This window comes from Shewanella marisflavi (genome assembly GCF_002215585.1).
In the GTDB taxonomy this organism is placed as follows: Bacteria; Pseudomonadota; Gammaproteobacteria; order Enterobacterales; family Shewanellaceae; genus Shewanella; species Shewanella marisflavi.
Genome location: NZ_CP022272.1, coordinates 2,653,702 through 2,669,586 on the forward strand (window position 1 = coordinate 2,653,702; position 15,885 = coordinate 2,669,586).

The 15,885-nt window shown below is 50.3% G+C and carries 12 protein-coding genes; 5 read left to right on the top strand and 7 right to left on the bottom strand.

The window, feature by feature from the left end:
* The first annotated feature begins 136 nt into the window (after nucleotides 1-136).
* Nucleotides 137-796, top strand: coding sequence for a response regulator transcription factor (locus CFF01_RS11615; RefSeq protein WP_033540713.1), 660 nt, complete (start codon nucleotides 137-139; stop codon nucleotides 794-796).
* Between the two features lie 79 nt (nucleotides 797-875).
* On the opposite strand, the gene fghA is transcribed toward CFF01_RS11615, so the two are convergent.
* Nucleotides 876-1,709, bottom strand: coding sequence for an S-formylglutathione hydrolase (fghA, locus tag CFF01_RS11620; RefSeq protein WP_088904897.1), 834 nt, complete (start codon nucleotides 1,707-1,709; stop codon nucleotides 876-878).
* A 47-nt stretch (nucleotides 1,710-1,756) separates the two neighbouring features.
* Complete coding sequence (locus CFF01_RS11625) at nucleotides 1,757-2,887, bottom strand: S-(hydroxymethyl)glutathione dehydrogenase/class III alcohol dehydrogenase (protein WP_033540711.1); 1,131 nt, start codon at nucleotides 2,885-2,887, stop codon at nucleotides 1,757-1,759.
* A 188-nt stretch (nucleotides 2,888-3,075) separates the two neighbouring features.
* Here CFF01_RS11625 and CFF01_RS11630 point away from each other — a divergent pair, with 188 nt between their 5' ends.
* Nucleotides 3,076-3,945 (top strand): LysR substrate-binding domain-containing protein, encoded by an 870-nt coding sequence (locus tag CFF01_RS11630; RefSeq protein WP_088904898.1) that lies wholly within the window; start codon nucleotides 3,076-3,078, stop codon nucleotides 3,943-3,945.
* Between the two features lie 132 nt (nucleotides 3,946-4,077).
* Here CFF01_RS11630 and CFF01_RS11635 read toward each other — a convergent pair whose 3' ends face one another.
* The 4 genes from CFF01_RS11635 to CFF01_RS11650 form a co-directional block, all read right to left on the bottom strand.
* A complete protein-coding gene (locus tag CFF01_RS11635; RefSeq protein ID WP_088904899.1) occupies nucleotides 4,078-4,323 on the bottom strand; it encodes a YdcH family protein in 246 nt (81 codons plus the stop codon).
* A gap of 176 nt (nucleotides 4,324-4,499) precedes the next feature.
* Nucleotides 4,500-5,789, bottom strand: coding sequence for an NAD(P)/FAD-dependent oxidoreductase (locus tag CFF01_RS11640; RefSeq protein ID WP_088904900.1), 1,290 nt, complete (start codon nucleotides 5,787-5,789; stop codon nucleotides 4,500-4,502).
* 375 nt (nucleotides 5,790-6,164) lie between these two features.
* On the bottom strand, nucleotides 6,165-6,776 hold the full coding sequence (locus CFF01_RS11645; RefSeq protein ID WP_088904901.1) for a fumarylacetoacetate hydrolase family protein: 612 nt from the start codon (nucleotides 6,774-6,776) through the stop codon (nucleotides 6,165-6,167).
* Nucleotides 6,777-6,809: 33 nt separating this feature from the next.
* Nucleotides 6,810-10,232, bottom strand: a complete 3,423-nt coding sequence (locus CFF01_RS11650; RefSeq protein ID WP_088904902.1) for a hybrid sensor histidine kinase/response regulator — start codon at nucleotides 10,230-10,232, stop codon at nucleotides 6,810-6,812.
* Nucleotides 10,233-10,410: 178 nt separating this feature from the next.
* On the opposite strand from CFF01_RS11650, the gene acs reads away from it, so the two are divergent.
* From acs to CFF01_RS11665, 3 genes are all read left to right on the top strand, one after another.
* The gene (gene acs, locus CFF01_RS11655) at nucleotides 10,411-12,363 is read left to right on the top strand and encodes an acetate--CoA ligase (RefSeq protein WP_033540705.1); all 1,953 of its coding nucleotides are present in this window, start codon (nucleotides 10,411-10,413) and stop codon (nucleotides 12,361-12,363) included.
* A 125-nt stretch (nucleotides 12,364-12,488) separates the two neighbouring features.
* The gene (locus CFF01_RS11660) at nucleotides 12,489-14,228 is read left to right on the top strand and encodes a DEAD/DEAH box helicase (protein WP_088904903.1); all 1,740 of its coding nucleotides are present in this window, start codon (nucleotides 12,489-12,491) and stop codon (nucleotides 14,226-14,228) included.
* A 65-nt stretch (nucleotides 14,229-14,293) separates the two neighbouring features.
* Nucleotides 14,294-14,551 (top strand): GrxA family glutaredoxin, encoded by a 258-nt coding sequence (locus CFF01_RS11665; RefSeq protein ID WP_088904904.1) that lies wholly within the window; start codon nucleotides 14,294-14,296, stop codon nucleotides 14,549-14,551.
* Nucleotides 14,552-14,601: 50 nt separating this feature from the next.
* Here CFF01_RS11665 and CFF01_RS11670 read toward each other — a convergent pair whose 3' ends face one another.
* Entirely contained in the window at nucleotides 14,602-15,744 is a 1,143-nt protein-coding gene (locus tag CFF01_RS11670) for a DcaP family trimeric outer membrane transporter (protein WP_088904905.1), read from the bottom strand.
* Nucleotides 15,745-15,885: the final 141 nt, after the last annotated feature.

Genomic DNA, 15,885 nt, shown 5'->3' on the forward strand with positions numbered 1-15,885 from the left:
CCATTAGACTTAAGTCTAATAATCATTTGTAAAATAAAAAAATCCGCTGCCCTTGACACAAAAGCAATAGAATACTGAGTCAGTTATCTGGTACATTGAGTTTACCTTCAAGTGCAACAAAGATAATCAAAAAGCAATGAAGCTAGAAAATTTGCACATCATCATCGCCGATGATCACCCGTTATTTAGAAATGCGTTGCGACAGGCTCTGAGCGGCGCATTTACCGATACCCAGTGGTTTGAAGCCGACAGCGCCGATGCGCTGCAATCTCTATTAGAACAGGGAGATGCAGCCTACGACCTAGTCTTGTTGGATCTACAGATGCCAGGTTCCCATGGCTACTCTACCTTGATCCATCTCAGAACCCACTTTCCGGAACTTCCAGTGGTGGTGATCTCCGCCCATGAAGATGCCATGACCATCAGCCGCGCCGTGCATTACGGTAGCGCTGGTTTTATACCGAAGTCCGCCTCTATGGAAACCTTGGCCGAGGCCCTCACCTCAGTCTTGTACGGTGATATCTGGTTACCGCAAAATATAGAGCTGCAAGAAATTAACGAAGATGCCACCGATCAGATGGCAGCCAAGCTTGCCGATCTCACGCCTCAGCAATACAAGGTGCTACAGATGTTTGCCGAGGGCCTGCTGAACAAGCAGATCGCCTACGATCTTGGTGTGTCAGAAGCCACAATTAAGGCCCATGCTACTGCAATCTTTCGCAAACTTGGGGTCAGAAACCGCACTCAGGCGGTAATTGCCCTGCAGCAACTAGAGATGGATAAAGTCGAGCTCTAAACAGCGCGAAACCATTATTTTAGACCTAAAAAAAGCCGAACATTTGTTCGGCTTTTTTGCGCTTCATCAAAACCTCTAATTACGAAAGATTACGCGCATGAAACCTCAGGTGGTCTTCGATAAAGCTGGCGATAAAGTAGTAGCTATGATCATAGCCCTCCTGCATACGCAGGATCAGCGGATAAGCTTTCTCCTCGGCCACAGCGATCAAAGCCTGAGGTGTTAACTGCTCCTCGAGAAAATTATCGCTGCTGCCTTGGTCAATCAAAATTGGCAGATCGCAACTGGCTTCTTTCATCAATTCACAGGCATCATAGGCCTGCCAGTCATCACGATTCTTACCCAGATACTGGGTAAAAGCTTTCTGTCCCCAGGGGCAATTCATCGGGTTAACGATAGGACTAAAGGCAGAGATAGACCGATAGCGCTCAGGATGCTTCAAGCCTATGGTTAAAGCGCCATGACCGCCCATGGAATGACCAGCAATGGCACGCGCCTCCGTCACAGGGAAATGGGCTTCGATAAGAGCTGGCAGCTCCTCAACCACATAATCGTACATCTGATAATGCGCCTGCCAAGGCGCCTGGGTCGCATTCAGGTAAAAGCCTGCCCCCTGACCTAAGTCATAGGCGGGATCATCGGCCACCTCCATTCCTCTCGGGCTGGTATCCGGCGCAACGATAGCCATACCTAACTCGGCGGCAATACGCAAAGCGCCCGCCTTTTGCATGAAATTCTCATCCGTGCAGGTGAGCCCTGAGAGCCAGTAGAGCACTGGCACCTTTTGCTCACTGGCCTGGGGCGGCAGATAGATGGCAAAGCGCATTGGGCAGTTAAGCGTACTCGACTGATGCTGATACTGCTTATGCCAACCACCAAAGCTTTTGTTACTACTGATATTTTCTATGGTCATTGTCTCATCCCTAAAGGGCGCTGCGACTAACAGCGCCGCATCCTGTTTTATCGGTTAAAGTGCACCACAGAGCGGATACTCTTACCCTCATGCATAAGATCGAAAGCCGTGTTGATCTCCTCAAGTGCCATAGTATGGGTAATAAAGTCGCTCAGTTTAAACTCACCACGCAGATACTTTTCGACAATCTCTGGCAGCTCTGAACGCCCTTTGACACCGCCAAAGGCACTGCCACGCCAAACACGCCCGGTGACCAGCTGGAACGGACGGGTCGAGATCTCTTGGCCTGCACCTGCAACACCTATGATCACTGACTCACCCCACCCCTTATGACAACACTCAAGGGCTGAGCGCATCACATCGACGTTACCGATACATTCAAAAGAGTAATCAACGCCACCATCGGTTAACTCGACAATCACTTCCTGAATCGGCTTGTCATAATCCTTCGGATTAATGCAATCGGTCGCACCTAACTGACGTGCCAGTTCAAATTTGCTCTCGTTGATGTCGATGGCAATGATACGTGTGGCGCCCGCCATGGTCGCGCCTATGATGGCAGATAAGCCGATACCGCCTATGCCGAAGATAGCAACGCTGGCCCCCGGCTCAACTTTTGCTGTATTGAGCACCGCCCCCATGCCTGTGGTCACGCCACACCCCAGCAGGCAGACCTCTTCCAGTGGCGCCTCAGGGTTCACCTTGGCCAGTGAAATTTCAGGCAGTACTGTGTATTCGGAGAAGGTTGAGCAGCCCATGTAGTGGAAGATCGGCTGACCATCTTTATAGAAGCGAGTGGTGCCATCTGGCATCAATCCCTTACCTTGGGTCTCACGGATCTTTTGACACAGGTTCGTCTTGCCCGACTTACAGAACTTACATTCACCGCACTCAGGGGTATAGAGAGGAATAACATGATCCCCCACAGCGACACTGGTGACACCTTCGCCGACGGCCTCAACGATACCGCCACCCTCGTGACCCAAGATCGCGGGGAAGACACCTTCAGGATCATCACCCGACAGCGTGAATGCATCGGTATGGCAAACACCCGTCGCCACTATCTTAACCAAGACTTCACCCGCCTTGGGATACATGACATCCACTTCTTCTACCGACAGAGGTTGACCTGGACCCCAGGCGATTGCTGCCTTAGATTTAATAAATTTGTCTGTCATCTCGCTTGCTCCATTAACTGTTTCTGTCTGCCCACTTCAATGTAGTCGCTGGCCATTGGCTTGTCGTGCCAGCAGTTGCATCGCAGTGAATTTGATTACTTGCCTCTATTTTATTTATTTCTTATAAGATGATAATCTGCATTTTAAGCAAATCATTTTTACCACCTGGTAATAATAAAGGACCATCTATGCAAGAATGGGAAGGGGTCAGCGAATTTGTAGCGGTCGCCGAAACCGAAAGCTTCACCCAGGCAGGGAAGCGACTGGGGATCTCTACCGCCCAGGTAAGTCGCCAAATCGGCGCACTGGAACAGAGACTAAATACTAAGTTACTGTACCGCACCACGCGTAAGGTCTCGATGACAGAAGAAGGTAATCTCTACTACCGCCATTGCCGTCAGGTGCTTGATGGTCTGGATGAAGCCGAACGCGCACTTAGCAGTTTAAAGGGCCTGCCCCAGGGCTTACTGCGCATGACAGCCCCGGTTGCATATGGCGAAAAATATATTCTACCCGTCGTCAACGATTTCCTATTAGCCTATCCGAGCGTCGAAGTGGATATCGAACTCACCAACCGTCAGGTCAAGCTAATCGATGCAGGCATAGATCTGGCAATCCGCATCGGCAAACTCGCCGATTCCAGCCTGATGGCCAGACGTGTGAGTCAACGGATCAACTATGTTTGTGCATCGCCCGATTATCTTAAGCGCTTCGGTGAACCCCATAGCCTGTCAGAACTCAGTCAGCACAACTGCCTGCAGGGTAACTATGACTATTGGCGTTTCATCGAGCAAGGACGAGAGCGTCAAGTCAAAATAAAGGGCAACCTGCGCTGTAATACGGGCCATGGATTAAGGGATGCGGCGCTCAAAGGCCTAGGGCTAGTGCAGCTGCCCAACTACTATGTCGGTCAGGATCTTAAAGCGGGGCGTTTGGTGTCTGTGCTCAACGCCTATCAGGAACCAAACGAAGGCGTCTGGGCCCTGTATCCGCAAAATCGCCACCTCTCCCCTAAGGTCAAGCTGATGGTCGAATTTCTCGGCGAGAAGCTCCCTTAATCTTTAGACTTAGGTTAATCGCTAAAAAGCGGCTTAAAATGCAGCGATAGCAACAAAAACGCCGCCTCCACTCTAGGTGAAGGTGCGTTTTTATCTGTTGAACTAAATCTGGCCTATACCACAGGCCAATATTTAGGTACTGGCGGCGAGCAAACGCTGATAGAGGGCATCTTTCAGCTCAGCCCTTTCGTGCTTCAACTGACTCATGGCGCTATCGTCGATAGGCGCATCATTTAACTCTAAGGTTCGGATCTCTTTATCGAGTGCGCTGTACTTTTTGTTGTCTGTGGCGAACCCTTCATCGGATTCAGTCAATTTGAGGATCAAGTCTTGATAATCTGGAAAGTCGTTCACGAGCGAGTGGTTTTCACCGAGCATAAGGCCTCCTTTATTTGAGCAGATAAATGGATCTAAATTATGCCTTGTTGATAAATGTAGCACGCCATCACGCTCCCGATCAGTATTCACCTCACAAAATACTGCAAAGAGTTGATAAATTAAGTTTTAACCCGCTGTTTAATGAGGTTTACAGTGATGATTCTTTCCGCGGCAGACTATCTGAAATGCTCCATCATGCGGTAGTAAAGCATCCCGAGTGCCATACCTTGATTACCCAGCCAATCGCCTACTGGCAAGCGGATCTGCTTCATGCCCGCAAATAGATCAAACTCGGCTAGCTGCCCACGTACCGCCTGACTCATGATTTCCCCCATGATATGAGAGGTCGCCACGCCGTGGCCAGAATACCCCTGACAGTAAAACAGATGCTCTGAGACCTTACCAAGCTGTGGAATGCGATTAACCACGATACCCGCCATGCCGGTCCAGTCGAACTCTATCTCGACCCCTTTGAGGCGTGGGAAGGTGCGTTCTATCGCCGGACGTAACTCGGCGGCGACATTTTTTGAATCCCGCCCTGAATAGTTGGTGCCACCACCAAACATCAGTCGGTTGTCGGCGGTCATGCGATAATAGTCGAGCACGAAGCGGCTATCGTATACGGCTATGTCATGGGGATTAAGCTGCCTGGCCAATTGTGGGTCTAGCTTCACTGTGGCGCAATTACCCAGTGATGCGGGAAACAGCATACCGCTCAACTTACGCCGCGCCAGTTTATGATAAGCATTGCCCGCAAGTACCGCGCAGTTGGCAGTAATTCTGCCTTTATCCGTTGTGACCGTCACTCGCTTGTCATCACGAATATCGAGCACCTGTGAGCCTTCGAAAATTAAGGCGCCGTTGGCCTCGGCGGCCCTCGCCTCGCCGATGCAGAGGTTGACCGAGTGCAGATGCATGTTACGGCGATTCAATAAGCCACCATGATACAGCGGCGTGTCCAGATAGTCGGGAATGTCGGCCTTACTCAGCAAGGTTAGCTCATCCCCCATGCCCCTTCTGAGCCCCTCTTCATAGGTAGCCTGCATCTCGGCCATATGAGCCGGCTTATAAGCTGTGTGCAGATGACCAAACTTGAGATCGCAATCTATCTGATATTTCTCGACCCGCTTCTTAATGATCTCATGGCCACGCCAACGCAGATTCCAGACAAACTCTTCCGCTTCTTGGCCGATACGATTGCGGAGCTGTTTTACCATAGCGTTATCGCCGGAGAGACTGCCGGTTACCTGGCCACCATTGCGTCCGGTCGCCCCCCAGCCCACCTTATTGGCCTCGACGACTGCGACTTTAATCCCTTGCTCTGCCAACTCCAGGGCTGTTGCCACCCCGGTAAATCCAGCACCAATGATCACCACATCAACATCAACCTCCCCCTCCAAAGCAGGGTACTGTGTCTCTTGTTTGATGGTAGCGTTATAGTATGAGTTACAACGGGGTAATGGCATCTGGCTTTCCTTAGTTGATCAATTAGTTGCGCAGCTTACAGCAGCTTTGTTTTATATTTTTTACAACATGTTTGATATTCGAGTATACCTAGGTGCAAACTTAGGTCAACTAAATAAAGTCAGAGAAAACAGTGAGAGGTTAGCGCTGGCTAATACAGCGCTAAATAGCGACTATCAATCCAATAGCCAACAAGCGTAACAAGCACAAATTGAGTTGATTTAAAGTAAGGCCGATGTGGCTTTCCCCCCCTTACCTAACCAAGCACAGAAAGCCAAGCACAGAAAGCCAAATACAGAAAGGCAAGCACAAAAAGCCAAACACAGAAAAATCTTTTCCCCGTTACATACAGACAAATATGATTTGGTTAAATTTGTTTATTGCGCCAGCCAGCTGTGACTGATCAGCAGCCTATCATCTTGATAAAGGCTCAATGTAAAACACTCGCCAGCAACGATCTGCCCTACCCCTTTAGGCGTGCCCGTCATCAGGATATCGCCATCCTCAAGCTGCATGAAAGTGCCTAGCTCAGCTAAAATAGCACCAGGCTGATTAATCATCATAGTCACATCACCAGACTGACGTAGCTCCCCATCGACAGCTAAACGAAACGATAAGGAGGCCAACTCCCCACTCAAAGGCACAAACTCGCTAAAGAGTGCCGCGCCGTCAAAGGCCTTCGCTCGCTCCCAAGGGAGTCCCTTGGCCTTCAGTTGACTCTGTAACTGGCGTTTGGTGAGATCTAAGCCGACACCGACCGCCTCAAATCGACCCGCCTTCACCATGAGGCAGAGTTCAGCCTCATAATGCAGTGGCTCCTGATGCACACTTAATAAGGTGTCTGAAATCGCCGAGTTGGGCTTAACAAACAACACCATATCGTCTGGGATCTCGTTGTTGAGTTCCTTGATATGCTCGACATAATTTCGTCCGACGCAGACTATCTTGCTCGGTGTCAGGTGTTGCTCTAAATATTTAACCGAACGCAATCTTCACTCCTTCGCTGTTAATTTAGATAATTTTTACTTCACTAAGCTGGATATCAGCGCTCGCAGCGCTGCGGGTTTAACCATCTTAGCCATATAGTGATAGCCACGCAGCTGCACATCGTCCACCAAATCCTTACGGGTATTAGCGGTGATCAAGATCCCCGGAAGATGCTCGCCATACAGAGCCCGGATCCCATCCATGGCATCAACCCCATTTTGGCCATTATCCAAGTGGTAATCGGCGAGCACAATATCTGGAGCAACCCCTTTCAAACCCAGCTTGATACGAGCATCGGCCAGATCACTGGCGCAGATCACTTCACACTGCCAACGACTGAGCAAGCTTTCCAAGCCTGCAAGAATTGCCTCTTCGTTATCGATACAAAGCACCTTGACGCCTGCAAGCGGTTGCATCACAGGATTAGCCTTCTTGGGTAGTGCCACCTTGGTTTTTTCACCTAAGGGGACGGTAATGGAAAACATTGAACCCTGCCCTAATTTGGACACCACGCGTATATCATGATCCAGCACCCTGGCAATGCGATCGGCAATAGCAAGACCTAACCCTAAACCGCTAACGCTCTTACTTTGAGGATTATCCAATCGTTTAAACTCTTTAAAGATCTCCCCAACTTCCTGCTCGTCGATGCCACAACCCGTGTCGATCACTTGGATCTCCAGTGCGCCGGCTCGGTGACGACACCCCAGCAATACCCGATTCCCCTTGGCATAGCGGTAGGCGTTGGTTAGAAAGTTCTGCAGCACACGCCTAAGCAAGCTGAGATCTGAGCTGATGATGCTTGAGCTAGCCACCATGGAAAACTTGATACCATAGTCCTTGGCCATCGCATCAAACTCCACCGCTAACCCCTCTAGCAATTCTGCCACCGAGAAATCGCGTCGATTCACTTCCACCATGCCCGAATCCAGCTTGGAGATATCCAAGAGATCGGTCAGCAGCTCGCCAGCTATCTTGAGCGAGCTATTAACATGAGACAGTGTGGTGCGCCCCTCCTGATCCAGATTCGGATATTGTGCCAATGAGGCGGTAAACAGACGAGCGGCGTTTAGAGGTTGCATCAGGTCGTGGCCAACAGCCGCCAAAAAACGGCTCTTAGAAGCATTGGCATTCTCTTCCTGCGCCTTAGCCTCTAGCAACTCACTATTTAATAGCGCCAGCTCATAGGTACGCTCTTTTACCCTGGCCTCCAGGGTTTCGTTAACCTCCTGCAGCGCCTTAGCATGTTCACGATACTGGGTGATGTCGGTAAAAGTCATCACAAAACCGCCGCTGGGCATAGGATTGCCCTGAATCTTAATCACCTTGCCATCCTGGCGCTCGCGCTCAGACACGTGAGCCGTACCATTACGCATATGTTGCACCCGCTTGGCTACCTGCTCCTCCACATCGCCCGGGCCGCAATAACCACGCTCAGCATTGAAACGCACCACATCAGCTATCGGCATCCCCGTTTGCAGGAAATCCTCCGGGTAGTCATACAGCTCAACATATTTGTAGTTCCACGCAACCAGATTCAGGTCTTTATCCACCACGCTCATCCCTTCGTAAGCGTGCTCTATCGCGCCTCTGAGCATATCCTGACTCAAAATGATCTTAGAGGAAGCTTCATCCACCAGGCTGAACACCTCATCAAGCGCCAAATCGCGCCCTTGCAGCACTGAATCCATCACCAAAGAGGCGCTGGATCCCCCCAAGACGCCAGCCAACATATGCTCGGTATGGGCTATCAGCTCAGGCGAAGCGACCTTATGCCAACTGTCACTGCGCACCGCTTCATCGGAAAAACGTGAAAAACTCTCATAGGCGCGTGTCGGGCTGACAAAGCGGCTGGCCAAGATCAGCAGATCTTGCTGTGAGATAGGGCTTGCCTTACGGTTACTGGTGTTTTTCAGCTCACCTGGTGTCACGAAGGCACTGGCCTGGATCCGCTCTGCCACACCGGCACGAAACCAGATAGAACCCAGCACATAGCAGGCAAGGTTGGCCAGCAGCGCGGTGAGAATATCACGCACATTAGGATTGATGCTTTCAAGCAGTGCCAGTTCACCACCAAATACCCCCTGACTGTCGCTTATTCCCTGCACGAGTATGTAACACCAGAGACTGAAACCGACGATCAGTCCTAAATAGACTCCACCACGATTACCATGTTTCCAGTACATGCCACCGATCAGTGCAGGAGCCAACTGCGCGAAGGCGCCGAAGGAGAGCATGCCGAGCGCGGACAGCGAATCACTGTTCATGAAAGAGAGGTAACTGAAATAACCCAGGCCTAAGATTAAAACGATGGCAATGCGGCGAGCATTTAGTAAAAACTGAGAAAACTGACTGAAGTTCTTCTGACGGATCTTGCCTGAGTGCAACATCAAAGGCACCAGCCATTCGTTACTGACCATAACGCTAATGGTCACCACGGCGACAATCACCATGCCTGTCGCTGCCGAAAGAGTACCCAGCAGCGCAATCACCGCCAGCATAGGCTGATCCAACGCCAAAGGCAGATTGATCACATAGGTATCGGCCGACACACTGTCCCCCAGTATCAACTTACCTGCGAGGGCGAGCGGCGCTACAAACATGCCAAAGAGGATCAGATAAAGCGGAAACAGATACTTGGCCTTTACCAAGGTGGGCTCATCCTTACACTCCACCATCATCACGTGAAACTGACGCGGCATACAAAGAAATGCCGCCATGCCCACCAACAACTGGGGCATCAGATTCTCAAGGCGAAGCTCTGGATGACTAATAAGCTGACGTTCACTTGCCTGCTGCCAGATATCACCAAAGCCATCGAAGAAACCGAAACTTATCACCACGCCGACTAAGAGAAACGCCGCCAATTTGACCAGAGACTCGAAGGCAATAGCCAGCATCATCCCTGGGTTATGCTCTGTGGCATCAAGTTTGCGGGTACCAAACAAGATCGCAAACAAAGCTAAAATGCCGGTCACGATAAGCGAAACCCAAGCGCCATCATAGAGGGCACCCTCGGGCTGGAACAGATTGAGACTAAACACCATCGCCTTAAGCTGCAAAGCGATATAGGGCATGATACCAAACAGGGCAATAAGGGTGACGATAGCGGCAATGGTTTGCGACTTGCCATAACGCGCGGCAATAAAATCGGCCACCGAGGTGATGTTTTGCGCCTTTGAGACAATCACCATCTTACGCAGTAAACCAAACCCAAAGGTAAAGATAAGGATAGGACCAAGAAAAATAGGCAAGAAGGACCAGAGATCCTGCGCCGACTGACCTACAGTGCCGAGAAAGCTCCAGGAGGAGCAATAAACCGCTAAACTTAAACCATAAGTCCAAGTCTGTATTTTCTTAGTGATCCGCCCAAACCAACGCTCTGCTCCCCAAGCCAACAGGAAGAGTAGCGAGACATATAATAGGGCAATCACACCGACAACCAGCGTCAGATTCATAGCAATTCCAATTCTTTTAATTATTCTGCGCTAAATACTAGCTTAAATCTCATGCAAATATAATCACAACAGACTAAAAATTAAGGATATTTTTTTACTAGACCAAGGTCTAATAGAGGTAAAGAGCCTAAGCATTCCATACTTTATCCACGCACAATTAGAAATAAAAGGAAGTCAGATGAGCACCCAGTCTCTCTACAAAGTTCCAAGCGAAATCGCGGCGAATGCCCATATTAATGACGAAAAATATAAAAAAATGTATCAGGAATCAGTGGTTAACCCCGAAGGTTTCTGGAGAGAGCACGGCCAGCGCATCGATTGGATGAAGCCTTTTACCAAGGTAAAGAAAACCTCTTTCGACGACCATAACCTGTCGATTAACTGGTTCTACGATGGCACGCTCAATGCGTCAGTTAACTGTCTCGATCGTCACCTGGCAGACAATGCTGACAAGCTTGCCATCATCTGGGAAGGTGATGATGCAGCAGAGCAACGCACACTCACCTATGGCGAGCTGCACAAAGAAGTATGTAAGTTTGCCAATGCGCTGCGTAGCCAAGGGGTACGTCGCGGTGATGTGGTGACGGTTTACATGCCCATGGTGCCAGAAGCTGCCGTCGTCATGCTAGCTTGTGCTCGCATAGGTGCCATCCACTCTGTGGTCTTTGGTGGTTTCTCGCCAGACTCTATTGCCTCTCGTGTTATCGATGGCAAATCTAAGGTAGTGATCACCGCTGATGAAGGGGTGCGCGGTGGACGTACCATTCCACTAAAAGCCAACATAGATGCGGCACTCTCTCACCCTGACGTCAATTGCGTTGAAAAGGTGATCGTGCTTGAGCGCACAGGCAACCCAGTCAACTGGGTAGAAGGCCGCGACATCAAATGGGATGCACTGATGGAAACCGCATCAGAGCATTGCGTTGCCGAAGAGATGGGCGCCGAGGACCCACTTTTCTTGCTATACACCTCAGGCTCAACCGGTAACCCCAAGGGCGTACTGCACACCACTGGCGGCTACCTGGTCTATGCTTCGATGACTCACGAATATGTGTTTGATTACAAAGAGGGTGAGATCTACTGGTGTACCGCCGATGTGGGTTGGATCACCGGTCACTCTTACATGGTCTATGGACCGCTAGCTAATGGCGCGACCATATTGATCCACGAAGGTATTCCTAACTACCCAAGCCCTGCTCGTATGGGTGAGATGATCGACCGCCACAAGGTCAACATACTGTATACCGCCCCCACCTTGATTCGCGCCCTGATGGCCGAAGGTAAAGAACAATTTGATAGCTTCGATGGCAGCTCGCTGCGCATCATGGGTTCGGTCGGTGAGCCGATTAACCCTGAAGCCTGGCGCTGGTACCATGAAGTGATCGGCCATGAGAACTGCCCTATCGTGGATACCTGGTGGCAAACCGAAACCGGTGGCATCTTAATTTCGCCACTACCGGGCGCCACAGACACTAAGCCAGGCTCGGCTACTCGCCCATTCTTCGGCGTACAACCTGCACTGGTGGACAACATGGGTAACATCATCGACGGCGCCGCCGAGGGTAACTTAGTGATCCTCGACTCTTGGCCAGGGCAGATGCGCACCGTGTATGGTGATCATGACAGATTTGCTCTGACCTACTTCAAGACATTCCGCGGCATGTATTTCACCGGTGACGGTGCTCGCCGTGATGAAGATGGCTACTACTGGATCACGGGTCGTGTCGACGACGTGATTAACGTATCGGGCCACCGTCTGGGTACAGCCGAAGTTGAGAGTGCTCTGGTAGCACACGAACATGTCGCCGAAGCGGCTGTAGTGGGCTACCCTCACGACATCAAGGGCCAAGGCATCTATGCCTATGTCACCTTGACTAAGGGCACTCAAGAGAGCGAAGAGCTGCGTCAAGAACTGCGTCAGTGGGTGAGAAAAGAGATTGGCGCCCTGGCGACGCCGGATCTCATCCAATGGGCTGGCGGTCTGCCTAAGACACGTTCAGGCAAGATCATGCGACGCTTCCTGCGTAAGATCGCCGCTAACGAAGTGACTAATCTGGGTGATGCATCGACACTGGCCGATCCAGCGGTGATCGACACCCTTATCGAGACACGTCTCAATCGCAGCGAATAAACGCTCAATAGACTAAATTCTCTCTTCTAGCCCCTCTTTGAGGGGCTTTTTTTATATTTCTCCCCTAGCCGCTACAAATCTACGCTGCTATCCTGACTGACCCAATCACAGATCACATAGCCGTTTTGCAACTTAGAGACTACCAACGCCAGGCCGTCGACGCCGCCATCAATCATTTTAAGCGCAGCGATGAGTCAGCCCTCCTGGTACTCCCGACCGGTGCAGGGAAGAGTATCGTCATCGCCGAATTGGCTCGCATTGCCAAGGGGCGCACCCTAGTGCTTACCCATGTCAAAGAACTGGTAGCGCAAAATGCCGAGAAGGTTGGTTTACTGACCGACGAGGCCAGTATCTTTTCCGCTGGCCTTAAACAGAAATCCACCCGCAACAAGACAGTGCTCGCCAGCATCCAATCGGCAGTGCGTAATCCCGAGCAGTTTAACCAACCCTACTCTTTAGTGATCATCGACGAATGCCACCGCGTCTCCAACGAGAAAGAGAGCCAGTATCAGCAACTTCTTAACCATCTCAAGGCACAGAACCCGAAACTCAGGTTATTAGGTCTAACGGCTACCCCCTATCGTCTTGGCAGTGGTTGGATCTACCGCTATCACTATCATGGCAAAGTCGGGAATACTGAGCAGCCAGTGTTTGAACACTGCATTTTTGAACTGCCGATGCGCCCGCTCATTAAGCAGGGGTTTCTGACGCCCCCCAAGGTGCTTGACGGCCTATCAGCCCAGTATGACTTTAGTGAGCTCTCACCCAGTGCCAATGGCGAATATAGCGAGACCGAAGTTGACTCCCTGCTAAACCACGCCGGACGCGCCACAAAGGCGATTGTGGAACAGATAAGGCAACTGACCAACACCCGAGCAGGCACTATCATCTTCGCGGCGACCGTGCGTCATGCGCAGGAGATCATGACGCTGCTCGACAGCCCCCAGGCAGGGCTTATCACAGCCGATACGCCAAGCCAGGAGCGCGATGCCATCATCGACGCCTTTAAACGTCGGGAACTCAGCTATCTGGTCAATGTGGCCGTACTGACCACAGGCTTTGACGCCCCCCATGTGGACCTTATCGCCATCTTAAGACCCACGGCTTCAGTGAGCCTGTTCCAGCAGATGGTTGGTCGGGGCCTAAGGATCTGTGAAGGCAAGCGGGACTGCTTAGTGATCGACTATGCCGCCAATGGCTTCGACCTCTTCTTCCCCGAAGTAGGGCGTCCCAAGCCCGACAGTAAGAGCGTGCCGGTACAGGTTCCCTGCCCTGTCTGCGGCTTTGCAAACATCTTCTGGGGACTGGTAGATAATGATGGCGATATCATCGAACATTTTGGCCGGCGCTGTCAGGCAACAGTTGCAGGGCCTGATGGCAAGCAGCAGTGCGACTTCCGTTTTCGCGCTAAGGCTTGCCCTGAATGCGGTGAAGAAAATGATATTGCCGCTAAGGTATGTCAGCACTGCCAGTCGACATTAATTGACCCAGATAAGCGCCTTAAAGAGGTACTGCAACAGAAACATCATCATCTGTTCCGATGCCAGGAAATGCTTTTCGAGGTCGATAACGACCGACTCAAGGTGCGTTACCTGGATATCGAGGGTAACGATTTCTCCTGTTATTTTAATTTTGCTACCAAGGCACAAATTCGGGCTTTTTACGGCGTATTTGTGCATCAACATACACGCACTCCAGGCCAGAAACAGCCCTCATTTAACAAGCCAGAGCAGGTAGTCGCCGCGCGGGAGCTTTTCCGAATACCGGATCTTTTGTTGTTGAAAAAAGGTAAGCGAGGCTGGGAGTTGGTTGAGCGTTTCTTCGACTATCGTGGGCGATTCGACAGCCAGCATAAGTTTGTATGATCTGGCATATGCAAACCTCGCTGCCCTGTGGTATAAAGTCAGCAACATTTACTTCTGGAGCGAATATGTTTGTTGTAATTTTCGGCCGCCCAGGCTGCCCTTACTGCGTTAGAGCGGTACAACTGTCAGAACAACTGGTTGAATCCCGTGATGATTTTAAGTTTAAGTATGTCGATATTCATGCAGAGGGTATCACCAAGGCCGATCTGGAAAAGACGGTAGGTAAGCCAGTTGAAACTGTGCCTCAGATCTTCATCGATCAGGAGCACATTGGTGGTTGCACCGAATTTGAACAATATGTTCGCGATAAAAATTTGCTATGATTGATAAAAAAGGAGGCTAAGCCTCCTTTTTTTTATTTTAACGTCACGTCCTAAAGGACATATTTCACCGAGAAGATAACGCGGTTTAATTCACCCTTATCACCATTTTGCTTAGTGTTTTCAGCGTACATATATTCCACCCCAACCGTCATAGGTTTCACTGGCGAATAGAGCAAGTTAATGTAGCCAGAATAGGACTCTTCATTCACCAGACCACCGGTCAATGCCACATCATTGTCCGCCTTAAAGCCAGATAGGGTAAAGCTCGAGCGCCATTTATCATTCCACCAATGACGGTACGAGGCAAAACCGCCATAGGAGCTGATGGTCTCAATATCGCCATCGGCATCCAATACGCCCGCATTGGCATAGTTAAGCGCCATATAACGCCCCATGCCATCACCAGCAGTTGCCGACAGTTTAAAATCATCATCACCAATCGGGATCACCCCAGTAAAGCTGACACCGTAACCCATGGTTTGAGAGTCAATATCACCCTTTTCAAGATTCAACTGGCGTGCCAGACCCGCCAAGGTAAACTTAGAGCCACCTTGGGTGTTAAAGTTATAACGCACAACAAAATCTGGCACCATGCCGCTACCGCTGGTTATACGACCGCCACCACCGTTAGGCGTTACTGTGGTTTCAGGGTTTTCTAAGGCAAACTGGAATCCACCATTGGTATATCTCACCTGAGTCTGACGCACGAAAGGCGTGCCATCTGCCGCACCAACAAAGTCTAAGTTTTCTGGCAATGCACCAGGATTTTGGAAGGTCGTCCAGGTCTGGCCCACGGTCCAATTGTCAAAGCTCACAAAGGCGTGACGAATACGTGGCGAGTAACTGTTAGATACTCTCTCGTTACCATCTGTATGCGTCATGAAGTCTAATTCGATGAATCCAGTCAGCTTGTGACCATCGAGATCTGTTACTGTCTTAAAATTGAAGCGAGACTCTCTCGCTTGAAAATCAACAACTTGCTCGCCATTCCCAGGTGTTCCATAGATGGTGCCTGGTACATAAAATTGGCGAGAAAGATTGCCCGAGTCTGGTGCCCCATTGCTGTAATCACTAAACATGACATCGGCTTTTACATAGCCACCAAACTTAAATTCTGTCTCGGCCATCGCAGCACTGGAACCTAGCGCCAGTATGGTTGCTGCAGCTGCCACAGACATTTTTGCGTGTTTCATCTGTCCTCTCCCTTTTTCATTATTATCGCAATGAATATGACGGAGTTAACAAACAAGTAACATTAGCAAAACGTCTATAAGACAAAGGTCGAATAGCTAAGGCTAATATGCGAGAAAAAGCTAGTGAATTAGTCTAGGTTG

Excerpts from the sequence above, each read along its gene's own strand:
- CFF01_RS11615 (WP_033540713.1), top strand. The coding sequence starts at position 137 with ATGAAGCTAGAAAATTTGCACATCATCATCGCCGATGATCACCCGTTA.
- fghA (WP_088904897.1), bottom strand. The coding sequence starts at position 1,709 with ATGACCATAGAAAATATCAGTAGTAACAAAAGCTTTGGTGGTTGGCAT.
- CFF01_RS11625 (WP_033540711.1), bottom strand. The coding sequence starts at position 2,887 with ATGACAGACAAATTTATTAAATCTAAGGCAGCAATCGCCTGGGGTCCA.
- CFF01_RS11630 (WP_088904898.1), top strand. The coding sequence starts at position 3,076 with ATGCAAGAATGGGAAGGGGTCAGCGAATTTGTAGCGGTCGCCGAAACC.
- CFF01_RS11635 (WP_088904899.1), bottom strand. The coding sequence starts at position 4,323 with ATGCTCGGTGAAAACCACTCGCTCGTGAACGACTTTCCAGATTATCAA.
- CFF01_RS11640 (WP_088904900.1), bottom strand. The coding sequence starts at position 5,789 with ATGCCATTACCCCGTTGTAACTCATACTATAACGCTACCATCAAACAA.
- CFF01_RS11650 (WP_088904902.1), bottom strand. The coding sequence starts at position 10,232 with ATGAATCTGACGCTGGTTGTCGGTGTGATTGCCCTATTATATGTCTCG.
- acs (WP_033540705.1), top strand. The coding sequence starts at position 10,411 with ATGAGCACCCAGTCTCTCTACAAAGTTCCAAGCGAAATCGCGGCGAAT.
- CFF01_RS11665 (WP_088904904.1), top strand. The coding sequence starts at position 14,294 with ATGTTTGTTGTAATTTTCGGCCGCCCAGGCTGCCCTTACTGCGTTAGA.
- CFF01_RS11670 (WP_088904905.1), bottom strand. The coding sequence starts at position 15,744 with ATGAAACACGCAAAAATGTCTGTGGCAGCTGCAGCAACCATACTGGCG.